The organism is Kribbella caucasensis, assembly GCF_004361855.1.
Lineage (GTDB): Bacteria > Actinomycetota > Actinomycetes > Propionibacteriales > Kribbellaceae > Kribbella > Kribbella caucasensis.
On record NZ_SNWQ01000002.1, the window covers coordinates 376010 to 397796 of the forward strand.

Sequence of the window (21787 nt, forward strand, 5' to 3'; positions counted from 1 at the left end):
CACGAGCTGGGGACTCACAAGTGCACGGAGTCCTACTCTCGGGTACATGACCGAGAAGGACCGACCCTGGGTGATGCGGACGTACGCCGGCCACTCGTCGGCGGCTGAATCGAACGCGCTGTTCCGGCGCAACCTGGAGAAGGGGCAGACCGGGCTGTCGGTCGCGTTCGACCTGCCCACCCAGACCGGGTACGACGCCGACCACCCGCTGGCGAAGGGTGAGGTCGGCAAGGTCGGGGTGCCGATCGCGCATCTGGGTGACGTACGGGCGCTGTTCGACCAGATCCCGCTCGCCCGGATGAACACGTCGATGACGATCAACGCGACCGCGATGTGGTTGCTCGGGCTCTACCAGGTCGCCGCGCAGGAACAGGGCGCGATGCCGGACGAGCTGACCGGGACGACGCAGAACGACATCGTCAAGGAGTACCTGTCCCGCGGCACCTACGCGTTTCCGCCGGACGCGTCGCTGCGGCTGGCGACCGACCTGATCGCGTACACGGTCTCCACGGTGCCCAAGTGGAACCCGATCAACATCTGCAGCTATCACCTGCAGGAGGCCGGGGCGACGCCGGTGCAGGAGCTGGCGTTCGCGTTGTCGACCGCGATCGCCGTACTGGACCGGGTCCGCGATGCCGGCCAGGTCCCGCCGGAGCGGTTCGTGGACGTGGTGCAGCGGATCTCGTTCTTCGTCAACGCCGGTGTCCGGTTCATCGAGGAGACCTGCAAGATGCGGGCGTTCGTCCGGCTCTGGGACGACATCACCCTCAACCGGTACGGCGTGACCGACGCCAAGGCGCGCCGCCTGCGGTACGGAGTCCAGGTGAACTCACTCGGTCTGACCGAGGCGCAGCCCGAGAACAACGTGCAGCGGATCGTGCTGGAGATGCTTGGCGTCACCCTGTCGAAGAACGCGCGGGCCCGGGCGGTCCAGTTGCCGGCGTGGAACGAGGCGCTCGGCCTGCCACGGCCGTGGGACCAGCAGTGGTCGCTGCGGATGCAACAGGTGCTCGCGTACGAGTCCGACCTGCTCGAGTACGACGACATCTTCGACGGCTCGCACGTGATCGAGGCGAAGGTGAACGAACTCGTCGAGGGCGCGCGCGACGAGATCGACCGGGTCCAGGCGATGGGCGGCGCCGTCGAAGCGGTGGAGAGCGGATATCTCAAGCAGGCCCTGGTCGCGTCGCACGCCGAGCTGCGGCAGCGGATCGAGTCGGGCGAGCACATCGTCGTCGGCGTGAACAAGTTCGAGAACACCGAGCCGTCGCCGCTGACCGCCGACCTCGACACGGCGATCCAGACGGTCGACCCGGCTGCCGAGGCGGCCGCGCTGAAGTCCCTACGGGAGTGGCGGGCGACTCGCGACGAGAAGGCCGTCGAGGACGCGCTGGCCGGCCTGCGCGAGGCCGCGAAGGGAACAGACAACCTGATGCAGCCGACGCTCACCTGCGTCCGGGCCGGCGTCACCACCGGCGAGTGGGCCGGCGTACTGCGGGAGATGTTCGGCGAATACCGCGCACCCACAGGGGTCTCCGGCTCGGTCGGGATCTCCGGCGGGGGCGAGGAGATCGCGGCCGTCCGGGCGAAGGTGGCCACGACGTCCGAGGAACTGGGTGGCCGGCTGCGGTTCCTGGTCGGCAAACCCGGACTGGACGGACACTCGAACGGGGCCGAGCAGGTCGCCGTCCGGGCCCGCGACGTCGGGTTCGAGGTGATCTACCAGGGGATCCGGCTGACCCCCGAGCAGATCGTTGCCGCGGCCGTCGCCGAAGACGTGCACTGCGTTGGTCTGTCCATCCTGTCCGGTTCGCACATGGAGCTCGTCCCGCAGGTGGTCGACGGACTCCGCGAGGCCGGCCTGCACGACGTACCGGTCGTCGTCGGTGGCATCGTCCCCGACGCCGACGCCCGCGCCCTCCGCTCGGCCGGCGTAGCGGCGGTCTACACCCCCAAGGACTACGACCTCACCGGCATGATGTCCGACGTCGTCGACGTCATCCGAGCCGCCAACAACCTCTAACCGCCGGCCTGCTTGGCCGTGATGATGTCCTCGACGGCCTTCGGGATGGTGGTTTCGAAGTCGAGCAGCTTCACCCAGTCCGGGGTGATCGTGATCCGGCACATCTGGTCGTAGAGCGCCGTCACGCCGGCCTTCCACGCCTCCTGCTGATCCGCCGGCACGAGCTTGAAGGACGCCTCGACGTACTCGTCCGGGATGCCGTCGACAATTTCCAGCTCGACACTGCCGCGGATCAGCAGCACCTTCGGCGGATAGGACTCCGTGTCGATGGTGATCGAGGCCCGCGGGTGCTTGCGCAGCGCGGAGACCTTGGCCGAGGCCGGCACCGTGCAGACGACGATGTGCTCGCCGTCCCAGAGGAAGGCGATGGGGATCACCCGCGGGTCGCCGTCCAGGCCGACGTAGGCGAACCGGGCCGGGATGCCGCCGGTGAGCAGGTCCTGGGAGTACGGCTTGGCCAGTACTTCGGCGATCTCTTCCTTGGTCATGTTCCTGATCCTTGTCTCTAAGAGGTGCTCTCACCACGGGGACGAGGCCGGCGCCGGTTTCTCGACATCATGATTCGCTAAGTTGAGAACATGCGCGAGAGGTTCGCCTTCGGGGGCGGCAAGGTCGAGTTGACGGATGACGGTTCGGTGGCGGCGGTGGTGCATCCGGCGCGCGGGCTCTCGATGCTGCTCGAGGACGGCGGGCTGCACGACCCACGGCACTACTGGGGCAAGGGATTCGTCATCACGTCGCGGGGCAGCCATCGGTTCGACGCTCCGGCGTTCACCCGGTGGCGGCAGACCGGGATCGATCTGCTGTACCAGTTCGGTGAGCTGGAGTTGCGGGTCGGCCGCCGGTTCGGGGAGCAGTGGACCGAGACGTACGAGCTGCGCAACACGTCGGCCTCGGCGATCGAGGTCGGGTCGCTGGCGATCAGCACACCGTGGCGCGACCTCTACAGTTCGAGCCGTGAGAGCCTGAACGGTGCCGTGCACGCTCACGTCTGGACTGGAGGTGCCGATGCGTGGTCCTGGGCCGTTCCGATGGACGGCAGTGGGCCGGGGCTCGGGTTGCGACTGACCGAGGGCGAACTGTGGGCGTACTCGGTGGAGTCGCGCGACGGCGGCACCGGCAGCAACGTTCGAGGGCACCTCTACCTGCACGTCACCGACCAGGCTCGCGCTCCGCATGCGATGGGCGGACAGCCGCTGATCGTGCTCGAGCCGGGACAGTCGTACCGCTGGACCTGGCAGCTGGGTTGGTACGACAGTCTCGCGGACTTCCGGGCGAGCTGGCAGCCGTTGCTGGAGGCCACGGAGTTGGCGGCCGAGGTGGGGGAGTCGATCGCACTCGAGTTGGCTCCGGAGGCGAGCGGTCCGTCGAGTGTGTCCGCTGCGACACCCGGAGTTCAGTACGTCGAGGCGAGCGACGGCACGAGGACGTCGCGGATCAGTGTGCTGTTCCACCAGCCGCTGCAGGAGATCGTCGAGCGGCGCGTGCGGTTCGTACTGGATCACCAGCGGCCAGTCGAGCTCGGTGACAGCCGGCGGTTCTCCTTCCTGCCGTACGACACCGAGACCGGGCTGACCGTGTTGTCTGCCGCGTGGCAGGACTGGTCGGACGCACGGGAGCGGATCGGTACGGCGTTGTTGCTCCAGGCAACACGGGATCACGGCTGGGGCGACCGGGCCGAGCTGGACGAGGCGCTCGTCGGGTACCAGGAGTTCTTGACCGAGCACCTGATCGCTGCCGACGGCACGGTTGCCGACGACAGCCAGCGGCGCGGCCGGGTACGCCTTTACAACTTCCCGTGGTTCGCCCGGTTCCTGCTCGGCCAGGGCGACGTCGCGGGCGCCGTACGGATCATCGACCGGTACTACGAACTCGGCGGCAGCCACTTCCTCGCGTTCGACCTCGGTCCGTTGCTGGAGGAGTTGGCCGCGTTGCCGGGTGATCCGGCCAGGGCCGCACGGATGCGGGATCACCTGGCCGGACATGCCCGGGCCTTCCTCGACTACGGCGACGACCTGCCGCCGCACGAGGTGAACTACGAGCAGTCCATGGTCGCTCCGCTGCTCGAACTCCTCCTCGCGGCCCGTCGGGTGGCGCCGGACTCGATCGACCCCGCGGAGCTCATCCGGCGGCTGCCCTGGTTGACCGCCTTCGCCGCGGACCAACCAGACGTACGACTGCGGCACATCCCGATCCGGCACTGGGACGGCTACTGGTTCGGCCTGCTCCGGATGTGGGGCGACGTGTTCCCGCACTACTGGTCCGTCCTGAGCGCCGCCGTCTACCTGACCTTTCCGGACGATCTCGTACCGGCCGCGGAGGCCGCCTGGCTGCGTTCGGCAGGCGACGCGATCCTCCGCGCCAACCTGGTCAACTTCCACCCCGACGGCTCCGCGACCTGCGCCTTCGTCTACCCCAGCTGCGTCAACGGCCGCCGAGCCCACGTCGCCGACCCCCTCGCCAACGACCAGGACTGGGCCCTCGTCTACGCCCTGCGGTTAGGGCAGGAGCTCGCGTAGTACCTGCATCAGGGCGTTGTGCAGGCTGGTGCCGTAGGTGATTCGGGTGGCGCCGGCCGCGATCAGGTCGGCTGGGGTGGGGCCGTCGGGCTTGGCGTGGGCGTTGATCGGGCCGCCGATCGCCGTTGCGAGGTCCGGTAGTGAACTTGTCGGCGCGAAGATCGGGTAGATGCAGTCGGCGCCGGCTCGGCGGTACTCACGGCCCCGGGTGACGGCGTCTTCGATGGTGCCGCCGAAGAGGAACGTGTCGACGCGGGCGTTGATCACCAGATCCGCTCCTGCGGCCGCGCGGACCTCGCTCAGGTAGTCGGCCTGGCGTGCGGGGTCTTGCAGTTGGTCATTGAGCGAGTCCTCGAGGTTGCAGCCGACCGCGCCGGTTTCGAGCAGGCGGTCGACGAACTCCTTGGCCGGCAGGTCGTAGCCCGCTTCCAGGTCCGCGGTCACCGGTACGCCGACCGCCGCCGCGATCCGGTGGACCGCGGCGAACATCTCGGCAGGCGGGGTCAGCTGTCCGTCGTCGTACCCGATCACCCGCGCGACCGCACCGCTGCTGGTGGCGATCGCGGGGAAACCGGCGTCGGCGATGACCCGGGCGCTGACCGGATCCCAGGCGTTCGGGATGATCAGCGGTTGAGGGCCGTGGTGCAGCGCCCGGAAGGCTGCGGCAGTCATCGGCTCGGGTCGTAGTGGCCCGGTTCCATCCGGCCGGTGACGCCGATCCGGGTCCAGGCGTTGATGGTGATGATGAGGCCGATCAACTGGGCCAGGTCCTTCTCGTCGAAAGCCCCGGCGGCGAGCTCGTACACGTCGTCCGGGACGTGGTCGATGCTGATCAGGGTGATCGCCTCGGTCAGCGCCAGCGCGGCCCGCTCCTGCTCGGAGAAGAACTTGCCGGCCTCGCGCCAGGTGGCGACCAGGTTCACCCGCTGCGCGGAGTCGCCTTCGTACACGGCGTCGAGGGTGTGCATGTCGAGGCAGTAGGCGCAGCCGTTCAGCTGGGAGGCGCGGATCCGGACCAGGTGGGCGAGCTTCGGGTCCAGGCCGGTGGCGGACACGGCGTCCAGCGCGATCATCGCCTTGTAGAAGTCGGGGGCATGGGTGGCGAGCTTGACTCGGCGAAGCTTCGTAGTGGTCATGTCGACTACGCTATGGCCGGATCGGCCCAGGTGCATGGTCCAGTTCTATGGAGGACTCAGGGGCCAATTTCACGACGTGCGACAAACCGCCGACCTCGATGACGAGCTCAGGGGTCGGCGACACGAGTCCCACGACACAGTCGGCATCCAAGCCGATCTCCCGTGACGGCCAATGCCTGCCCGCAGGGGGTCTAACCTCCTCGGGCCGAGCAAATACGGCGCATTTACTGCGCATATATTTGAGCTATACTCGGAGGCATGCATACGACGATGCGGGTATCGGTCCCGACGCGGGACGAGCTGGCCCGCGTCGCTGAGGACGAGTTTGGCGGGATCAGCCTGGACGAGGCACTGAGGATCGTGCTGTTCGAGCACGCATCCGCGGCGGCGATCGCTCGTTTGTCGGCCGATCCCGAAGCGCTCAGCGAGTACCGCGCTGAGGCTGAGGGTCTGGAAGGTGTGGACACGGAGATTGCCGAGTGGTGACCCCGCCCCGGGTCGCCCCGTGGCAGGTCTGGTGGGTTGACTTCAATCCCCAGCTAGGCAGAGAGCAGGCAGGTCGGCGACCGGCCATCGTGGTCGGATCGTCGCTTGCCTGCGGTCTGCCCAACGGGCTCGCGATCGTCGTGCCGATGACCACCCGGAACCGAGGCCTGCCCTTCCACCCGGCGGTCCAGCTCGGGGAGACGACCGGGTACGCGATGACGGATCAGATCAAGTCCATCAGTACCCAGCGACTGAAGAAGCCGCACCCCGATCAGCTAGTGTCCGAGGATGTGCAGACAGTCAAGTTCGCGCTCCGTCGCATGCTGGATCTGTAGGCTCCTGACCTTCGACCGCTGACAGTCTCGGACAGGTTCGAGCGCGGGGTCCTCGCAACCTCGCGCGATTGGCCAACGAGGGCGAGGCGTACGTCGAGTATCGGCCCGCGGCCTGGGTCGATGGCGCCACCCGATCGGCATCTGACGCCGGGGTGCGCGGCACGCCCACCATCCTGCTCGACGGCGAAGTCTTCCAGGATGGACGGGGCAGATCGGCCGGGTTGTCGATTTGCCTCGTGAGCGTGGGCATAAGGTCCACTTTCATGGAAGATCCACGGGCAACCTCGGCGCCGGCCGCCGGCGCGGATCTGCATCTGGACCTGGCGGCGAGGCGCGGCCGCAACGAGCTGGTCCGGGCGCTGCACGAATCGATTCGGACCGGACGGCTGACGCCCGGCACCCGGCTGCCGTCGTCGCGGTCGCTGGCCAAGGATCTCGGGATCGCGCGCAACACGGTCGCCGACGCCTACGGGCAACTCGTCGCCGAGGGCTGGCTGACGGCCCGGCAGGGATCCGGTACCGAGGTCGCCGCGCGCCCGTCCGGGCCTTCTTCGGCATCACCGGTTTCCTTGCCTGAGGCAAAGAAGGCCCGGTACGACCTGACGCCGGGGTCGCCGGACGTGGCGACTTTCCCGCGGAGCGAGTGGCTGGCCGCGGCCCGGAAGGCGTTGCCGTCGGCACCGAACGACGCCTTCGGGTACGGCGATCCGCGCGGCCGGATCGAACTCCGCCGGGTACTGGCCGACTACCTCGCCCGGGCTCGCGGCGTACGGGCTGATCCCGACCGGATCCTCATCTGCTCGGGATATGTGCAGGCGTTGAGCCTGGTGAGCGAGGTACTGCGGTCGCAGGGTGCCGAGGTGATTTCGGTCGAGGAGTTCGGGTACAACCTGCACTGGGACGTGGTCCGGGCTCGCGGGCTGAAGCCGGTGCCGGTGGCGGTCGACGGGCTGGGCGCCCGGACGGAGGAGTTGTCCGGTCAGGCCGCGCTGCTGACTCCTGCGCACCAGATGCCGATCGGAGTGCCGCTGGCTCCCGATCGCCGGACGCGGGCGATCGACTGGGCTCGGTCGAACGGTGCGTTGCTGATCGAGGACGACTACGACGGTGAGTTCCGGTACGACCGGCAGCCGGTGGGGGCGCTTCAGGCGTTGGACCCCGAACGCGTCGTCTACACCGGCACAGCGAGCAAGAGCCTCGCCCCGGGGTTGAGGCTGGCGTGGATGGTGCTGCCGCCGTGGCTGATGGAACCTGTCCTCGCTGCGAAACGGACAGCCGATCTGCAGACGGCAACGCTGGACCAGTTGGTGCTGGCGGAATTCATTGCCTCTGGCCACTATGACCGGCATGTCCGGAGGTGTCGGCTGCACTACCGGAGCCGTCGGGATCGCCTGGTCGAGTTGCTGGCCGTTCGCGCTCCCGGTGTCCGGGTGGCGGGGATCTCGGCCGGCCTGCACGTGCTGCTCGACGTACCGGGTGATGCGGCGGACATGGTCGAGCGCGCCGCTCGTCAGGGGCTGGCGGTGACTTCGCTCGATCGGTATCGGTTCGCGCCGGATCCGTCTGGTCGGCAGGCGCTGATCGTCGGGTATGGCACGCCGCCCGACCACGCCTATACCGGGGCTCTCGATCTGCTCTGTCAGGTCCTCGGGGTCTAGTTGACTGCGGCGGCCAGAGCCTGGATGTCGGCCGGGCCGACTCGGCAACAGCCGCCGACAAACCGGGCCCCGGCTGCCGTCCAGCCCTGCGCGAGCGACGTGCTGTCCGACGCCCCACCAGTCCACCGACGTCCGCCCGCGTCCCACTCCTCGCCGCTGTTGGGATAGGCGACCACCGGCTTCCCGGTCACGGCCGCCGCGACCTCGACCGCAGTCTGTACATCGCCCGGCGCGCAGCAGTTGACGCCGACAGACATGACCGCCGTACTCCGTGCCGCCACACCGAACGCATCCTCAAGCGGCTGACCCGCACGCGTCTTGGCCCCGTCGATGGAATACGAGAGCCAGGCCGGGAAGCCCAGTTCGTCCAGCAACTCGACCAGCACCTCGGCCTCGTCGAGATCCGGGATCGTCTCGACGGCGAGCAGGTCGGGCCCCGCCTCAATGAGCAACTCCAGCCTCGGCCGATGGAACTCGCGCAAGGCCGCCGCGCCCACGCCATACCGCCCCCTGTACTCCGACCCGTCGGCCAGCATCGCGCCGTACGGACCAACGGAGGCCGCCACCCACCGCTCCCGCCCGTCGGCCGCCAACTCGTCCCGCACCTGCCTCGCGATGCAGACGCTGTCGGCGATCAACTTCTCGGCCTCGACGCGGGGGATCCCGGCCCGCTCGAAACCGACCACGCTGGCCTGGTAGCTCGCCGTGGTCGCGACCTGCGCCCCAGCTTCGTAGTACCCGCGGTGCACGGCGGCGATCTCATCCGGCGCGTCCTTCAGCAGCCGCGCCGACCAGAGCGCATCGGACAGGTCGTGCCCGCGATCCTCCAGCGCGTTCGACATCCCGCCATCGAGGACGACGGGACGTTCAAGACTCATCACATGCTCAAACCTACTGCTGCCGCACCAGCTCGACGACCTCGTCGGCGCAGCCCCAGGAGAGGGTGACGCCGGAACCGCCGTGGCCGTAGCAATGCACTACGCGCTGGCCGCCCGACTGGACCAGTTCGCAGCGGACCTGGGGGCGGGCCGGGCGCAGACCCACCCGATGCTTGAGCACCTTCGCCTTGCGGAGTTGGGGGACCAGCTCGATCGCCCGGGCCAGGATCAGCTCGGCGACCGACGGATCCACGGTCAGGTCCCAGCTGTCGGGTTCGCTCGTCCCGCCGACCACGACGTCCTTCTCCCGAGGGATCACATAGGTGAGGTCCTTCGGCCCGCGATCCGCGATCAGCCACTCGGTCAACCCCACCTGCTCGACGGTCATCACCTGCCCGCGAACCGGAGTCACCGTCGGATCCCCGGCGGTCAACCGAGCACCGAGCCCAGTACAGTTGATCACCACATCAGCCGATGTCGGCAGCCCCGACAACGCCGCCCGGGTCAGCGTGCCGCTAGCCTGCTCGAGTCGTTTCACCAACGACCGCAGGTACGCCGGCATCTCGATCACCGGCGCCGTGAACGACCAGCCGTCCTTGAACCCGACCGGCGGCGACCCGACCCGGTTCAGATCGCCCAGCACGTTCGCCCAGGCCGGATCGGGCATCGGCTCCACCAGGAACTCCCGCCCGTGCCGCATCCGCACCGACGGCTCGTGCTCGGCCAGCTTGGTGAACTCGTCGAACGACGTCCGGGACCAGGCCGCGACCCGATCCTCGGGCGCCGACAGGTACGGATACCAGATCGCGGCAGCGACCGCCGACGTGGTCTCCAACGGCAGATCCCGCGCGAACACGGCGACCTCGTACCCCGCCTCGGCCAGTCGCACCGCGCAACTCAGCCCGATCACGCCGGCACCCACCACGATCACGCGCATCTACAGATTGTCACCTGCATCGACGCATCACGCCAGCGTGCGGCTGGTGGTTGCCGCGGGCACCCGTCAGCGCGGGGTCAGCGGCAGCTTTCAGGGCAGGATCAGTGCAGGTCGACCGCGAGAGAGTAGAAGCGGGTGATCTGAGTGGCGCCGTTGTTGTCGTCGGAGAGCAGGTAGAGCTGGCGGCGGCCGCCGGGGAGCCAGCCGCCGAGGGCGAGGGCTTCCACGTTGTCCAGCAGGGGATTCGGCTGCGGCTGCTTGGCGACGGCACCCGACGGCGGGCAGTCGACCAGGTCGAAGACCAGCTTCTTCTGCAGGAACACCTTCTCCGGCGCATCCGCGAGCGACTCGAACCCGGTCACGTCGGCGGCCAGGCGGAGCGACACCGTGAACACCCGGACCGTGTTCCCGACTCCGGGCGTGAACGTGCGCTCCATCGAGATGAGCTCGTTGCGATCCACGACGGCGAGTTCGACCAGGGAGAGCCCGGGATCCGGTTTGTACGCGTACTGCGCGGCGACCCGGTATCCGTGGCCCGGCAGACCGGCGTACCGGATGATGCGGTTGCGGCTGCTGCCGTTCGCGTCGGTGCCGTCGGCGGAGAGCGGTCCCTCCATCCCGGCGTACAGGGTGCTGCCGTCGCGGTCGGCGGTGAGCGACTCGAAGGTCTGGTTGACCGCTGCCTGTCCGGCCGGCGTGACCTGGAACCGCGCGGGCACCGGCAGCGACGCGATCTCCTTGCCGTCGGACAGCCGGAATCGCCGGATCGACGGCTCCCGCTCGGACGTGGCGAGGATCGTGCGCCGGCCCGGCTCGACGACGAGCCCTTCACCGTCGAAGTCGGCACCCGTGTACGGCGTACCGTCGGGGCGGCGCAGGATCGTCACGCCGTCCACGCTGACGGTCGGGCCGCGACCGATTGTCAGATCGAACACGCGCGCCGGTGTGGTCAGCACGTTGTCGACCAACGCGAGTCCACTTCGCGGGCCGGTCAGAGCCAGCGCGGACAACCCCGCCACCGGCAGCCCCTCGAACGTCGTCTTGTCGAGGCTGTCGCTGAACCCGAGGAACTCCGCGTCCGGCGAGCAGGCGCCGAGGCCTCCGCCTGGGTGACCGCCTTCCACGCTGGCAGCGCGCTCGACGGCCTGGCCGGCCGAGGCGGTCAGCGTGATGGTGAGGGCGGCCAGCGTGACGGCCGTGGCGAGTGGGGTCTTCCAGCGCATCAGGATTCCTCCGGTCGAGCGGTTTACCGTCCGATCGAAACCCATCCCGGCCAACGGCAGGTGAACCCCGCCCAAGAAACAAGAACCGAACCGCGCCCAAGAACCGGGGACCGCGCCCACGAACGGGGGACCTCGCACCCGAAACCGGGACCTCGGCCAAGAACGCGGGACCTCGGCCAAGAACGCGGGACCTCGGCCAAGAACGCGGGACCCTGAACATGACGTGCCGTGTTCAGGGTCCCGGGAAGGTGTTCGAGGATCTACTCGACGGTGACCGACTTCGCCAGGTTGCGGGGTTTGTCGACGTCGTGGCCGAGGGCTACCGAGGCGTGGTACGCGAGCAGTTGGAGCGGGATGGTGAGCAGGATCGGGTCCAGTTCCGGCTCGTTCTTGGGGACCACGATCACGGCTGCCGCGCCGTCCGGGACCTCGACGCCCGGGTGGGTGACGACGTACAGCGGGCCGGAGCGGGCGGCGATCTCGTGCAGGGCCCCGATGTTGCGGTCCAGCAGCTCGTCGTCGGGCACGATCGCGACCGTCGGGACGTCGGGCGAGATGAGCGCGAGCGGGCCGTGCTTGAGCTCGGAGGTCTGGTAGGCCTCCGCGTGCCGGTACGAGATCTCCTTCAGCTTCTGCGCGCCTTCGCGGGCGACCGGGTAGCCACGGGTCCGGCCGACGAAGAACAGGCTCTCGTGCTTCGACAGCCGGCCGGCGATCTCGGCCAGCTCCTCTTCCTTGGCGACGATCTCGGTGATCTGGGCCGGGATCTTCTTCAGCCCCTCGATCAGCCGGCGGCCGTCGGCGGGGGAGACGTCGCGGATCCGGCCGAGGTGGATGCCGAGCATCGCGAAGCCGACCGCCATGTTGGTGAGCGCCTTGGTCGACGCCACCGACACCTCCGGCCCGGCGTGCAGGTAGACGCCGCCGTCGACCTCACGGGCGATGCTGGAGCCGACCGCGTTGACCAGGCCGATCACGCGACCGCCCTTGCGCTTCAGCTCCTGGACGGCGACCAGGGTGTCGAGGGTCTCGCCGGACTGGCTGACCGCGACGTACAGGGTGTCCCGCTCGACGACGGGGTTGCGGTAGCGGAACTCCGAGGCGGGCTCGGCGTCCGCGGGGATCCGGGCCACCTCCTCGATGAACTGGGCGCCGAGCTGGCCGGCGTAGTACGCCGAACCGCAGCCGAGGATCTTCACCCGCTTGATCTCGCGGGCCTCCCGGGCGTCCATGTTCAGGCCGCCGAGGTGGACGGTGTGGAACCGCTCGTCGAGCCGGCCGCGGATCGCCCGCTGGACGGACTCGGGCTGCTCGTGGATCTCCTTGACCATGAAGTGCTCGTGGTGGCCGCGCTCGTACTCGTCGGCGGTCCACTCGACCGTCTTCTCGGTCTTGGTGGTGGCCCGGGCGTCCTGGGTGAAGGTGCGGTAGCCGTCGGCGCGGACGGTGGCCAGCTCGCCGTCGTCCAAGTAGACGACCTGACGGGTGTAGCGGATCAGCGCGGCCGCGTCGGACGCGACGTGCATCTCGCCGTCACCGATGCCGAGGATGAGCGGGCTGCCGTTGCGGGCGACGACGATCCGGTCCGGGAAGTCCAGGTCGATCACGGCGATGCCATAGGTGCCGTCGATCCGGCCCAGCGCCGCGAGCACCTTCTCCTCCAGCGTGTCGCCGGCGGCCTGCTCGATCAGGTGGGCGAGCACCTCGGTGTCGGTCTCGGAGCGCAGCTTCACGCCGGCGTCCTCGAGCTGGGCGCGCAGCGCGGCGGCGTTGTCGATGATGCCGTTGTGCACGACGGCGATCCGCTCGTCGGCGCTGACATGCGGGTGCGCGTTGTCCTTGCTCGGCCCGCCGTGGGTGGCCCACCGGGTGTGGCCGATGCCGAGCTTGCCGCCGAACCGCTTCGGCAGCGACGCCTCCAGCTCGCGGACCCGGCCGGCGTCCTTGTGCACCTTCAGCTCGCTGGAGCCGAGGACCGCGACACCGGCGGAGTCGTAGCCGCGGTACTCCAGCCGGGCCAGTCCGTCCACCAGGATGGGCGCGGCCGGCTTGGTGCCGACGTACCCGACGATTCCGCACATGTGGGTGTGGTTCCTTTCCGCGAGAATTCTTGGGTCAGCCGTAGACGATCCGTCGTAGCTGCCGGGCAGAGAGTTCGGGGGAGCGGACCGGCCAGTGCCTCAGTTCCGCGCCGAGCCGGGCGAAGATCTCGTCGTTGCGCGCACCGTAGGTCTGCAGCTCACGGTGCCGGCGGCGGACGTACTCCTCGGTCGTCTCGGTGAAGTAGGCCAGTACGTCCGCGACGACGCGGCGGGCATCGTCCAGGGGGAGCCCGGTGGTGCGGCTGACCTGTTCGACGAGCTCGTCACTCTGGTTCGTCGCCTCACGCATCACCCGACAACTGTGCAGTGCTTCGGGGGTCAACGCAAAGATGTTGCCCGAAATCGGGCAAGATTCCCCTGTTTTGTCAGTGGGTGACCAGGGGCTGCCGCCGGTGGACCTTACTCCTCCCGCCCACCCCTGTCGATGTCGCCGGCCGGGGCCGGAAGTTTCGGTAGTTTTGCCCGGCATGACGGAAAATTACCGGCCAACTCGCTCTTGCGGCTCACGATGGCCGGGCGTAGCACTTTGCGTAGGGCGGCTCTCGGGGACCACAAACAGTCGGCCGCCGGTAGCTCCTGCCGTCTAACCCGGGGGAGGTCCCCAAATCATGAAGCGTCCCGCAGTCATCGCTGTGCTGGCCGTCACCGCGCTGGTCACAGCCGGCGGATTCAACGCAAGCGCACAGCCGTCGTCATCCTCGGCTCCGCCGGGGTCGACCGGTTCGTTCGCCGGGGGTGGCTCCTTCACCCTGACCGGCGCCGACGCCCGCGCCTTCGCCGTACCGAAGGACGTGGCGAAGGTCTGGTCGGCCAAGCTGCCGAACGGCGTCACGCAGACCCGGTACCAGCAGACCGTCGCTGGCGCGAAGGTGTTCGGTGGGCAGTTCACCGTGCTCACCGACCGAGCCGGACGTACCTCGTCGGTCATCGGCGCCTACTTCCCAGGTCTGAAGGCCAAGAACAGCGCAGCGGTCTCCGCCGCCGGGGCCCGCGGTGTCGCGGCGAAGCGGGTCGGGGCCGACGGCAAGTGGTCGTCGACTCTGCGCATCGATCCGAAGACCGGGCGGCTGTTCCACGAGGTCGTCAGCCAGCGATTCGACCACCGCTGGGTGCACTGGGTCGACGCCTCCACGGGCGCGGTGCGGAAGCAGTACGACGCTGTCGCGCACGGCGACGGGACCGGCGTGAAGGGCGACACCAAGACGATCGACACCACCCGGATCGGCAACACGTTCTTCCTTCGGTCGCGAGACCTGCGACAGGAGACGTACGACGCGAAGAACAAGTCGTCGCTGCCCGGCACGATCATGACCGATGCCGACGACCACTGGAACACCAACCTGCCGAACCTCCGGACGCCAAGCCAGGCTCCGGGTGTGGACGCGCACTACTACGCGAACGTCACCGACGATTTCTACGCCGAGATGTTCGGGCGAGACAGCCTCGACGACAACGGCATGCAGATGATCTCGACCGTGCACGTGCTGAACCGCTTCTGCAACGCGTTCTGGAACGGCGAGCAGATGGCGTACGGCGACGGTGACAACAAGACCTGCATCTCACTGTCCGGCGGTCTGGACGTCGTCGGGCATGAGCTCACCCACGGCGTCACGCAGTTCACCTCGAACCTCATCTACCAGGACGAGTCCGGTGCCCTGAACGAGGCGTTCAGCGACATCATGGGCAACACGATCGAGTTCTACGCCGCGGCCCGCGGGCTCGACCCGGCCGCGACGCCGGACTGGCTGATCGGCGAGGACATCATCCTCACGCCCGATGCCGCACCGGGGTTCCGGAACATGGGGGACCCGCAGGAGGACGCGGATCCCGACCACTACAGCGAGTTCATCGTCACCGAAGCGGACAACGGCGGCGTCCACTCCAACAGCGGGATCCCGAACCACGCCTACTACCTCCTCGTCAACGGCGGCAAGAACGCCGGTTGCGACGCGGTGGGATCGAACGGACACCAGCACACGGCCGACTGTGCCGTCACCGTTCCCGCGCTCGGCGTGAACCGGGCGGCGCAGATCTTCTTCGCCGGCTTCACCAGCCTGCCCGAGTTCGCGAACATGTGCGACGCGCGCAACGGCACGGTCGCGGTAGCCGGGGCCGACGCGGCAAGCACCAGCGCCGCGTGGGACGCGGTCGGTATCCACTCCGGTTGTACGCCGGGTGTGCCGCCGCCTCCGCCGTGCGTGAGTGACCCCGACGCGCAGATCCCGTTCGAGTCGCCGCACCCGTACGGCAACAACGGCGACTGCACGTGGACCTACGACAACGGCACCGCGGGCTTCGCGTTCCACTTCAGCCTGCTCGACACGGAGGAAGACTTCGACTTCGTCATCGTGTCCGACGGCAACGGCAACGAACTGATCCGCTACACAGGTCTGTTCCGGCGCGGCGCGACCTCACCGTGCATCCCCACCAGCACCGGCTCGGTCCGCCTGATCACGGACTCGTCGGTGGTCGCCCAGGGCTTCATCGTGGACGCGGTGGTGCCCTGCTGACCTGACCGAGCACCCGGCGCGGCCGACCAAGTTAGGCGGCCGCGCCGGGCGCGTCAGAAGAGGCGGAGGATGTCGGATTCCATCCCACGGAGGGCGTCGTAGTCGACTGTGACGCACTCCAGGCCGCGGTCGACCGCGAGGAACTGGGCCTGGGGCTTGATCTGCTGGGCGGCGAAGATGCCGCGGACCGGGGCGAGCAGTGGGTCGCGGTTCAGGAGATCGACGTACCGGGTCAGCTGCTCGACGCCGTCGATCTCACCGCGGCGCTTGATCTCGACGGCGACGTGCCTGCCGTCCGCGTCGCGGCAGAGCAGGTCGACTGGACCGATCGCGGTCGGGTACTCGCGCCGGACCAGGGTGAAGCCGTCGCCGAAGGTGTGCACGTGCTCGGCGAGCAGTTCCTGCAGGTGCGCCTCGACGCCGTCCTTGATCAGCCCGGGGTCCAGGCCCAGCTCGTACGCCGAGTCGCTGAGGATCTCCTCGATCGTGATCCGGAGCTCCTCACCGGCCTTGTTCACCACCCGCCACTGCCCGTCTTCCTCGGTCAGCGTGCACGGCGGCGACATCCAGTTCAGCGGCTTGTACGACCCGCCGTCGGCATGGATCAGGACAGACCCGTCCGCCTTCACCATCAGCAGCCGTGGCGCCATCGGTAGATGAGCGGTCAACCGGCCGGAGTAGTCCACGGAGCAACGAGCAATCACCAGACGCACGAGGAGACACCGTAGTCGACTCCCGGCCCCGGCTCCATGGCGCCGTGCCGGGTGAATCGGCCTACGCTGAAGGTGTGAGCGGGACCGAGACCGATCTGCTGGTCATCGGCGCGGGGCCGGCCGGACTGTACGCGGCGTACTACGCCGGCTTCCGCCGGTACTCCGTCATGCTGGTCGACTCATTACCCGAGCTCGGCGGTCAGGTGTCCGCGCTGTACCCGGAGAAGGTGATCTACGACGTCGCCGGGTTCGTCGCGATCAAGGGGCAGGACCTGGTCGACGCACTCGTCGATCAGGCTGCGACGGCGAAACCGCAGTACCTGCTGGGCCACCGGGCCGAGGAGCTCGTGGTCGACGACGAGGTGGTCACGGTCACCACGCACCTCGGCGCCGTCATCCAGGCGAAGGCTGTGCTGATCACCGGCGGGATCGGGACGTTCACGCCGCGGCCGTTGCCGGACGCCGACGACTTCGCCGATCGTGGCCTGCGCTACTTCGTCAAGCGGCTGGACGATCTGGCCGGACAGAAGGTGCTGATCGTCGGTGGCGGCGACTCGGCCTTCGACTGGGCGGTGAGCCTGGAGCCGATCGCCGAGACGATCACGCTGATCCATCGCAGGCCGAAGTTCCGGGCCCACCAGGCGACCGTCGACGACGTACTGGCGAGCCGTGTCGAGGTGCTCACGCCGTACGAGGTGGCCCGAATCAACGGCAACGCCCGGGTGGAGTCGGTGGAGATCTTCGACAACCTGAGCGGCGAGCGGCGGACTCTGCCGGTGGACACCGTCGTCGCCGCGCTGGGCTTCACCGCGGACCTCGGCCCGTTCACGCGCTGGGGCCTCGACCAGCGCAAGCGCCACATCCTGGTCGATCCGGCGATGCGGACGAACCTGCGGCGGGTGTTCGCCGCGGGCGACATCGTCGACTACGACGGCAAGGTCAAGCTGATCTCGGTCGCGTTCGGCGAGGCCGCCACCGCGGTCAACAACGCCGCGGGTCTGATCGAACCCGGCGCGAAGGTGTTCCCGGGACACTCCACCGGCGCCGAAGGTGGCGCTGAATGAACCTGATGTGCCCGGCCCGGCTGGTTCTGCTGCCTGCGGGCTCGACGGCCTGGGTCGACGGGTTGGCGGAGGAACGAATCGCGGCGGTCTACACGGGTCCGCCGGTCTTCGAGGGCGCCGAGCAGCTCGCGGAGCGGCTCGGCATACGGCTGACCGTGCTGGACCAGCCCGTACGGCGGGACGCGGAGCTGCAGGAGATCGCGGATCAGCACCGCGGCGAAACCGTCATCGTCCTCGCGCCCGACCTGGACGTCGGCCTCACCCTCCCCGCGATCGTCGAGCACACCGGCGACGGCTGGACCCTGGTGTCGGCCACCGGACCGGGGACGAACGAGGTCACCGTGGACACCTACGAGCAGATGGCCGAGCGGTTCCGCGAGTCGATCCCGCGCGAGCCGAACGAGAACCTGATCAGGCTCGTCGACGAGGCCCTGCCGACCGGCGGGTTCATCCTCGAACTGGGCAGCGCCACCGGGCGGGACGCGGCCGAGCTGGAGCGCCGGGGCCACCGCGTACGCCGCACCGACGTGGCGGGTGCATTCGTCGAGATGCTGAGAGCGGACGGGTTCGAGGCAGACCGGCTCAACGCGCTGACCGACGACTTCGGCGGCCCCTACGACTTGGTGTTCGCCGACGCGGTCTTCCTGCATTTCAACCCCGGCCAGCTCGCCACGGTGCTCGAGAAGGCGGCAGAAGCGGCTCTACTACTCGCCTTCTCCACCCGCGAGGGCTCCGGTGCCGAGTGGTCGACCAGGTTCCTCGACCTGCCGCGCCACTTCACCCTCTGGCAGGAGCAACCCCTTCGCGACCTGCTGGAACGCACGGGGTGGAACGTCCTTCGGCTGAACCGGGGCCAGACTCGCGCCGGCGGCTGGTTCCACATCCTGGCCCGGCGGCGCACGGCAGGACTGCAAGCGCCCGAGCCGTGGGCCGCGGTGTGAGGTTGACCTCGGGGGTGACTCATCTCATGGGCAGACCACTGGTGGGACTGGCACACTGCGAGCCATGGGTCGCGAACTTAAGACGGTCGGTGTGGTCGGGCTCGGCACGATGGGAGCCGGGATCGCGGAGGTGTTCGCCCGGAACGGGCTGACGGTGGTCGGCGTGGAGCGGGACGAGCAGGCGGCCGAGCGCGGCCGTGGGCACATCCAGCACTCGACCGACCGGGCCGTCAAGCGCGGCAAGCTGTCCGTCGAGGACCAGCAGGCGCTGTTCGACCGGGTCACGTTCGCCACCGAGCTGGAGGCGCTGGCCGACTGCGACCTGGTGATCGAGGCCGTGATCGAGCGGCTGGAGCTGAAGCGGGAGATCTTCTCCGCGCTCGACAAGGTGGTCCGGGAGGACGCGATCCTGGCCACCAACACCTCCTCGTTGTCGGTCACCGAGATCTCGGTCGCCACCGAACGCCCGCGCCGCGTGGTCGGGATGCACTTCTTCAACCCGGCGCCGGTGCAGGAGTTCGTCGAGGTGATCAAGACCGTCGTCACCGAGCCTGACGTGGTCGACGACGTGCTCGCGCTGGCCCGCAAACTCGACAAGGTCCCGGTCGTCGCCGCGGACCGGGCCGGCTTCATCGCGAACGCGCTGCTGTTCGGTTACCTGAACCACGCGGTCTCGATGGTCGAGTCCCGCTACGCCACCCGCGAGGACGTGGACGCGGCGATGCGGCTGGGCTGCGGATACCCGATGGGCCCGTTGGCGCTGCTCGACCTGATCGGCCTCGACACGGCGTACGAGATCCTCGACACGATGTACAAGCAGGGCCGCAACCGGCTGCACGCGCCCGCGCCGATCCTCAAGCAGATGGTCACCGCCGGGTTGCTCGGCCGGAAGACCGGTCGCGGTTTCTACACCTACGAGGCGCCGGACTCGCCGGTCGTGGTCGACGACGACCTGACGCCCAAGGCAGGCGCCGACGAGAAGGCGGTCCGGCCGATCAAGCAGGTCGGCGTGGTCGGCTCCGGGACGATGGCGGTCGGCATCATCGAGGTCTGCGCCAAGGCCGGGTACGACGTCTTGTATGTCGCCCGTGGCACCGAGAAGGTCGACCGGGTCCGGGCCTCGATCGAGCGGTCGCTGGAGAAGGGCGTCCAGCGCGGCAAGCTCTCCTCGGAGGAGCGGGATGCGGCGCTTGGCCGGATCATCGGTACGGCGCGGCTGGATGACCTCGCCCCAGCTGACCTGGTGATCGAGGCCGTGGTGGAGGAGCTGAGCGTCAAGCAGGCGCTGTTCGAGACGTTCGACGAGATCTGCAAGCCGGGCGCGATCCTGGCCACGACCACGTCGTCGCTGCCGGTCATCGATCTGGCGATGGCGACCAAACGGCCGACCGACGTGGTCGGGCTACACTTCTTCAACCCGGCACCGGTGATGAAGCTGGTCGAGGTGGTCAGCACGGTCAGTACAGCGCCTGACGTGGCCGACTCGGTCGCCGCGCTGGCGGTTGCCGCGGGCAAGCACCCGGTGCGGTGCGGCGACCGGGCCGGGTTCATCGTCAACGCGCTGCTGTTCCCGTACCTGAACGACGCGGTCCGGATGCTCGAGGCGCACTACGCGGGCGTGGACGACATCGACGCGGCGATGAAGCTCGGCTGCCGGTTGCCGATGGGCCCGTTCGAGCTGCTCGACGTGGTCGGCCTGGACGTGTCGCTGGCGATCCAGCGCACCCTGTACCTGGAGTTCCGCGAGCCCGGCTTCGCTCCGGCGCCGCTCCTCGAGCACCTGGTCACCGCGGGCTACCTCGGCCGCAAGACGGGCCGCGGCTTCCGCGACTACACCTGAGTTCGCGGTAGCGTTGGGTGTCGTCACCGTAGCCGGAGGGAGCCGACGATGCCGGACGGCGAGGAGCCCCGGAAGCACATCACGGAGGCGCTCGGCGGTCGTGCCATCGGGCCGTTGAGCCATCAGGAGCGGGTGGACCGAGAGCGGGTCCGAAATCTGATCCAGGGCGTGCTCTCGTGCTACAACTCGCTGGTCAGCCAAGAACGCGACGAGAACCGCCGAGCCGAGCTTGCGGCGAAGCGCGCCTTCTACACCGACGAGTTCCGCCGCCGCGTCACGATGTCGGCCGAGGAACGCGGTGAGGTGCTGCGCACCTATCCGGAGATCCTGGGACGTCTCCGCGCCGAACTCGGCGAATGACCGACCGGACGCTGACCCCGGCCGAGTCCGAAGCGGTCATCGCCCAGCGACTGGACGAGATCACGCCGCCCCGGCCGCCCGAGCGGGCGCCCGGCGTTCGCCCGATGGCGGTGCTGATCGGCGGCCAGCCCGGCGCCGGGAAGTCGACCACCCAGGATCTGGTCCAGCGGGCCCTCGGTGCGGACACCACCGCGTCGTACGACTTCGACGACAACGCCGCGGCGCATCCCCGGTACCGCGCGATCCTGCGCACAGGCGGGCTCGACGCTCACCGTGATGTCCACGAGAGCCTGCCACCCGACCTGCATCGGCGCTGCCTCGACCACCTTCGCACAGGTGAGACGCAGTACGACGTCGTGGCCAGCGCACCGCTGCAATGGGACGAGGGGGCCAAGCCGTGGGTGGACGGCTTCGCAGGAGAGGGCTATCGGGTGGCTGTCGTCTACGTCGCCACGAACGACGCCAACAGCCTGCTCGGGGTGGCGAACCGGTACCAGCAGGCGAAGGACGACAACGGCGTCGGCCGATGGGTGGCTCCCAGACTTCACGACAGTGCCTACCGGGGTGTGCCGGACGCTGCCCACGCACTCGAGTCGCAGGCCTACGTCGACGACATCTACGTCGTCGACCGGGACGGCAACGTGCTGTTCGAGAACCACCGCAAGGACGACGGCACGATGGAGCACCCGGAGGGGGCCCGGGACGCGATCATTGCCGAGCGCAACCGTCCGCCGACACCGGCCGAACGGGACCACTTCAGGGACGTCGCCGTCCCGTTGCTGCGGCACGACCCGGAGTTGGAGGAGCCCGTCAGGGACGCGGTCAGCGAAGCGATGCAGCGGGAAGTGGCCCGTGCGGCGCCCGAGGATCACAACCGCCAACCGTCACCGGAGCACCGGATCGACCAGCGACTGGCGGACCTGCAGCGGATCACCGGCTCCGGAATCGCGCCCCCGCACGCCATCGGTCCGCCGTCGAGCAGGCCGCCGGAGACCGCGCACGGGTCGGACGGTGGACGCTCCGGGCGGTCGATGGACGGCGGATCGAGAGACAGGTAAGCGG

General features: G+C 68.9%; 20 protein-coding genes. 11 read left to right on the top strand and 9 right to left on the bottom strand.

What is annotated here, in order from left to right; translation table 11 throughout:
• Positions 1-46 precede the first annotated feature (46 nt).
• Positions 47-2023 carry a protein meaA gene (locus EV643_RS05840; protein ID WP_133798919.1) on the top strand — a complete coding sequence of 659 codons (1977 nt, stop codon included), beginning with the start codon at positions 47-49 and terminating at the stop codon, positions 2021-2023.
• Here the strand turns inward: EV643_RS05840 and EV643_RS05845 are convergent.
• Positions 2020-2511, bottom strand: a complete 492-nt coding sequence (locus EV643_RS05845) for a pyridoxamine 5'-phosphate oxidase family protein (RefSeq protein WP_133798920.1) — start codon at positions 2509-2511, stop codon at positions 2020-2022. The genes EV643_RS05840 and EV643_RS05845 overlap by 4 nt on opposite strands.
• Positions 2512-2601: 90 nt before the next feature.
• On the opposite strand from EV643_RS05845, the gene EV643_RS05850 reads away from it, so the two are divergent.
• Positions 2602-4542: a hypothetical protein gene (locus EV643_RS05850; RefSeq protein WP_133798921.1), complete on the top strand. Its 1941-nt coding sequence runs from the start codon at positions 2602-2604 to the stop codon at positions 4540-4542.
• On the opposite strand, the gene EV643_RS05855 is transcribed toward EV643_RS05850, so the two are convergent.
• Both EV643_RS05855 and EV643_RS05860 read right to left on the bottom strand, forming a co-directional pair.
• The gene (locus EV643_RS05855; protein WP_133798922.1) at positions 4522-5214 is read right to left on the bottom strand and encodes an isocitrate lyase/PEP mutase family protein; all 693 of its coding nucleotides are present in this window, start codon (positions 5212-5214) and stop codon (positions 4522-4524) included. The genes EV643_RS05850 and EV643_RS05855 overlap by 21 nt on opposite strands.
• Positions 5211-5678, bottom strand: a complete 468-nt coding sequence (locus EV643_RS05860; protein ID WP_133798923.1) for a carboxymuconolactone decarboxylase family protein — start codon at positions 5676-5678, stop codon at positions 5211-5213. The genes EV643_RS05855 and EV643_RS05860 overlap by 4 nt, the downstream gene beginning before the upstream one ends.
• Positions 5679-5936: 258 nt before the next feature.
• On the opposite strand from EV643_RS05860, the gene EV643_RS05865 reads away from it, so the two are divergent.
• The 3 genes from EV643_RS05865 (at position 5937) to pdxR (ending at position 8157) form a co-directional block, all read left to right on the top strand.
• Complete coding sequence (locus tag EV643_RS05865) at positions 5937-6164, top strand: hypothetical protein (RefSeq protein WP_133798924.1); 228 nt, start codon at positions 5937-5939, stop codon at positions 6162-6164.
• Entirely contained in the window at positions 6161-6499 is a 339-nt protein-coding gene (locus EV643_RS05870; protein ID WP_238165421.1) for a type II toxin-antitoxin system PemK/MazF family toxin, read from the top strand. The genes EV643_RS05865 and EV643_RS05870 overlap by 4 nt, the downstream gene beginning before the upstream one ends.
• Positions 6500-6762: 263 nt before the next feature.
• Positions 6763-8157, top strand: a complete 1395-nt coding sequence (gene pdxR, locus EV643_RS05875) for a MocR-like pyridoxine biosynthesis transcription factor PdxR (RefSeq protein ID WP_133798926.1) — start codon at positions 6763-6765, stop codon at positions 8155-8157.
• Here pdxR and mmuM read toward each other — a convergent pair.
• The 5 genes from mmuM to EV643_RS05900 form a co-directional block, all read right to left on the bottom strand.
• Complete coding sequence (gene mmuM / locus EV643_RS05880; protein WP_133798927.1) at positions 8154-9035, bottom strand: homocysteine S-methyltransferase; 882 nt, start codon at positions 9033-9035, stop codon at positions 8154-8156. The two genes, pdxR and mmuM, sit on opposite strands and share 4 nt — an antisense overlap.
• A gap of 13 nt (positions 9036-9048) precedes the next feature.
• Positions 9049-9972: an FAD-dependent oxidoreductase gene (locus EV643_RS05885; protein ID WP_133798928.1), complete on the bottom strand. Its 924-nt coding sequence runs from the start codon at positions 9970-9972 to the stop codon at positions 9049-9051.
• A gap of 101 nt (positions 9973-10073) precedes the next feature.
• Entirely contained in the window at positions 10074-11195 is a 1122-nt protein-coding gene (locus EV643_RS05890; RefSeq protein WP_133798929.1) for an esterase-like activity of phytase family protein, read from the bottom strand.
• Positions 11196-11455: 260 nt separating this feature from the next.
• Positions 11456-13276, bottom strand: coding sequence for a glutamine--fructose-6-phosphate transaminase (isomerizing) (glmS, locus tag EV643_RS05895; RefSeq protein ID WP_133798930.1), 1821 nt, complete (start codon positions 13274-13276; stop codon positions 11456-11458).
• 34 nt (positions 13277-13310) lie between these two features.
• On the bottom strand, positions 13311-13586 hold the full coding sequence (locus EV643_RS05900) for a hypothetical protein (RefSeq protein WP_133798931.1): 276 nt from the start codon (positions 13584-13586) through the stop codon (positions 13311-13313).
• Between the two features lie 319 nt (positions 13587-13905).
• Here EV643_RS05900 and EV643_RS05905 point away from each other — a divergent pair, with 319 nt between their 5' ends.
• The gene (locus tag EV643_RS05905; RefSeq protein ID WP_133798932.1) at positions 13906-15807 is read left to right on the top strand and encodes a M4 family metallopeptidase; all 1902 of its coding nucleotides are present in this window, start codon (positions 13906-13908) and stop codon (positions 15805-15807) included.
• Between the two features lie 53 nt (positions 15808-15860).
• On the opposite strand, the gene nucS is transcribed toward EV643_RS05905, so the two are convergent.
• Positions 15861-16520: an endonuclease NucS gene (gene nucS, locus EV643_RS05910; protein ID WP_133798933.1), complete on the bottom strand. Its 660-nt coding sequence runs from the start codon at positions 16518-16520 to the stop codon at positions 15861-15863.
• 74 nt (positions 16521-16594) lie between these two features.
• Here nucS and EV643_RS05915 point away from each other — a divergent pair, with 74 nt between their 5' ends.
• The 5 genes from EV643_RS05915 (at position 16595) to EV643_RS05935 (ending at position 21783) form a co-directional block, all read left to right on the top strand.
• On the top strand, positions 16595-17584 hold the full coding sequence (locus EV643_RS05915; RefSeq protein ID WP_133798934.1) for an NAD(P)/FAD-dependent oxidoreductase: 990 nt from the start codon (positions 16595-16597) through the stop codon (positions 17582-17584).
• A complete protein-coding gene (locus EV643_RS05920) occupies positions 17581-18525 on the top strand; it encodes a class I SAM-dependent methyltransferase (protein WP_133798935.1) in 945 nt (314 codons plus the stop codon). Before EV643_RS05915 ends, EV643_RS05920 begins: the two co-directional genes overlap by 4 nt.
• 64 nt (positions 18526-18589) lie before the next feature.
• Positions 18590-20365, top strand: a complete 1776-nt coding sequence (locus tag EV643_RS05925; RefSeq protein WP_133798936.1) for a 3-hydroxyacyl-CoA dehydrogenase family protein — start codon at positions 18590-18592, stop codon at positions 20363-20365.
• 48 nt (positions 20366-20413) lie between these two features.
• A complete protein-coding gene (locus EV643_RS05930) occupies positions 20414-20725 on the top strand; it encodes a hypothetical protein (protein ID WP_133798937.1) in 312 nt (103 codons plus the stop codon).
• Positions 20722-21783, top strand: coding sequence for a zeta toxin family protein (locus tag EV643_RS05935; protein WP_133798938.1), 1062 nt, complete (start codon positions 20722-20724; stop codon positions 21781-21783). Before EV643_RS05930 ends, EV643_RS05935 begins: the two co-directional genes overlap by 4 nt.
• Positions 21784-21787 lie beyond the last annotated feature (4 nt).

Bases quoted from the DNA above. Each gene is read 5' to 3' on its own strand.
- EV643_RS05840 (WP_133798919.1), top strand. From the start codon at position 47: ATGACCGAGAAGGACCGACCCTGGGTGATGCGGACGTACGCCGGCCAC.
- EV643_RS05845 (WP_133798920.1), bottom strand. From the start codon at position 2,511: ATGACCAAGGAAGAGATCGCCGAAGTACTGGCCAAGCCGTACTCCCAG.
- EV643_RS05850 (WP_133798921.1), top strand. From the start codon at position 2,602: ATGCGCGAGAGGTTCGCCTTCGGGGGCGGCAAGGTCGAGTTGACGGAT.
- EV643_RS05855 (WP_133798922.1), bottom strand. From the start codon at position 5,214: ATGACTGCCGCAGCCTTCCGGGCGCTGCACCACGGCCCTCAACCGCTG.
- EV643_RS05860 (WP_133798923.1), bottom strand. From the start codon at position 5,678: ATGACCACTACGAAGCTTCGCCGAGTCAAGCTCGCCACCCATGCCCCC.
- EV643_RS05865 (WP_133798924.1), top strand. From the start codon at position 5,937: ATGCATACGACGATGCGGGTATCGGTCCCGACGCGGGACGAGCTGGCC.
- pdxR (WP_133798926.1), top strand. From the start codon at position 6,763: ATGGAAGATCCACGGGCAACCTCGGCGCCGGCCGCCGGCGCGGATCTG.
- mmuM (WP_133798927.1), bottom strand. From the start codon at position 9,035: ATGAGTCTTGAACGTCCCGTCGTCCTCGATGGCGGGATGTCGAACGCG.
- EV643_RS05885 (WP_133798928.1), bottom strand. From the start codon at position 9,972: ATGCGCGTGATCGTGGTGGGTGCCGGCGTGATCGGGCTGAGTTGCGCG.
- EV643_RS05890 (WP_133798929.1), bottom strand. From the start codon at position 11,195: ATGCGCTGGAAGACCCCACTCGCCACGGCCGTCACGCTGGCCGCCCTC.
- glmS (WP_133798930.1), bottom strand. From the start codon at position 13,276: ATGTGCGGAATCGTCGGGTACGTCGGCACCAAGCCGGCCGCGCCCATC.
- EV643_RS05900 (WP_133798931.1), bottom strand. From the start codon at position 13,586: ATGCGTGAGGCGACGAACCAGAGTGACGAGCTCGTCGAACAGGTCAGC.
- EV643_RS05905 (WP_133798932.1), top strand. From the start codon at position 13,906: ATGAAGCGTCCCGCAGTCATCGCTGTGCTGGCCGTCACCGCGCTGGTC.
- EV643_RS05920 (WP_133798935.1), top strand. From the start codon at position 17,581: ATGAACCTGATGTGCCCGGCCCGGCTGGTTCTGCTGCCTGCGGGCTCG.
- EV643_RS05925 (WP_133798936.1), top strand. From the start codon at position 18,590: ATGGGTCGCGAACTTAAGACGGTCGGTGTGGTCGGGCTCGGCACGATG.
- EV643_RS05930 (WP_133798937.1), top strand. From the start codon at position 20,414: ATGCCGGACGGCGAGGAGCCCCGGAAGCACATCACGGAGGCGCTCGGC.
- EV643_RS05935 (WP_133798938.1), top strand. From the start codon at position 20,722: ATGACCGACCGGACGCTGACCCCGGCCGAGTCCGAAGCGGTCATCGCC.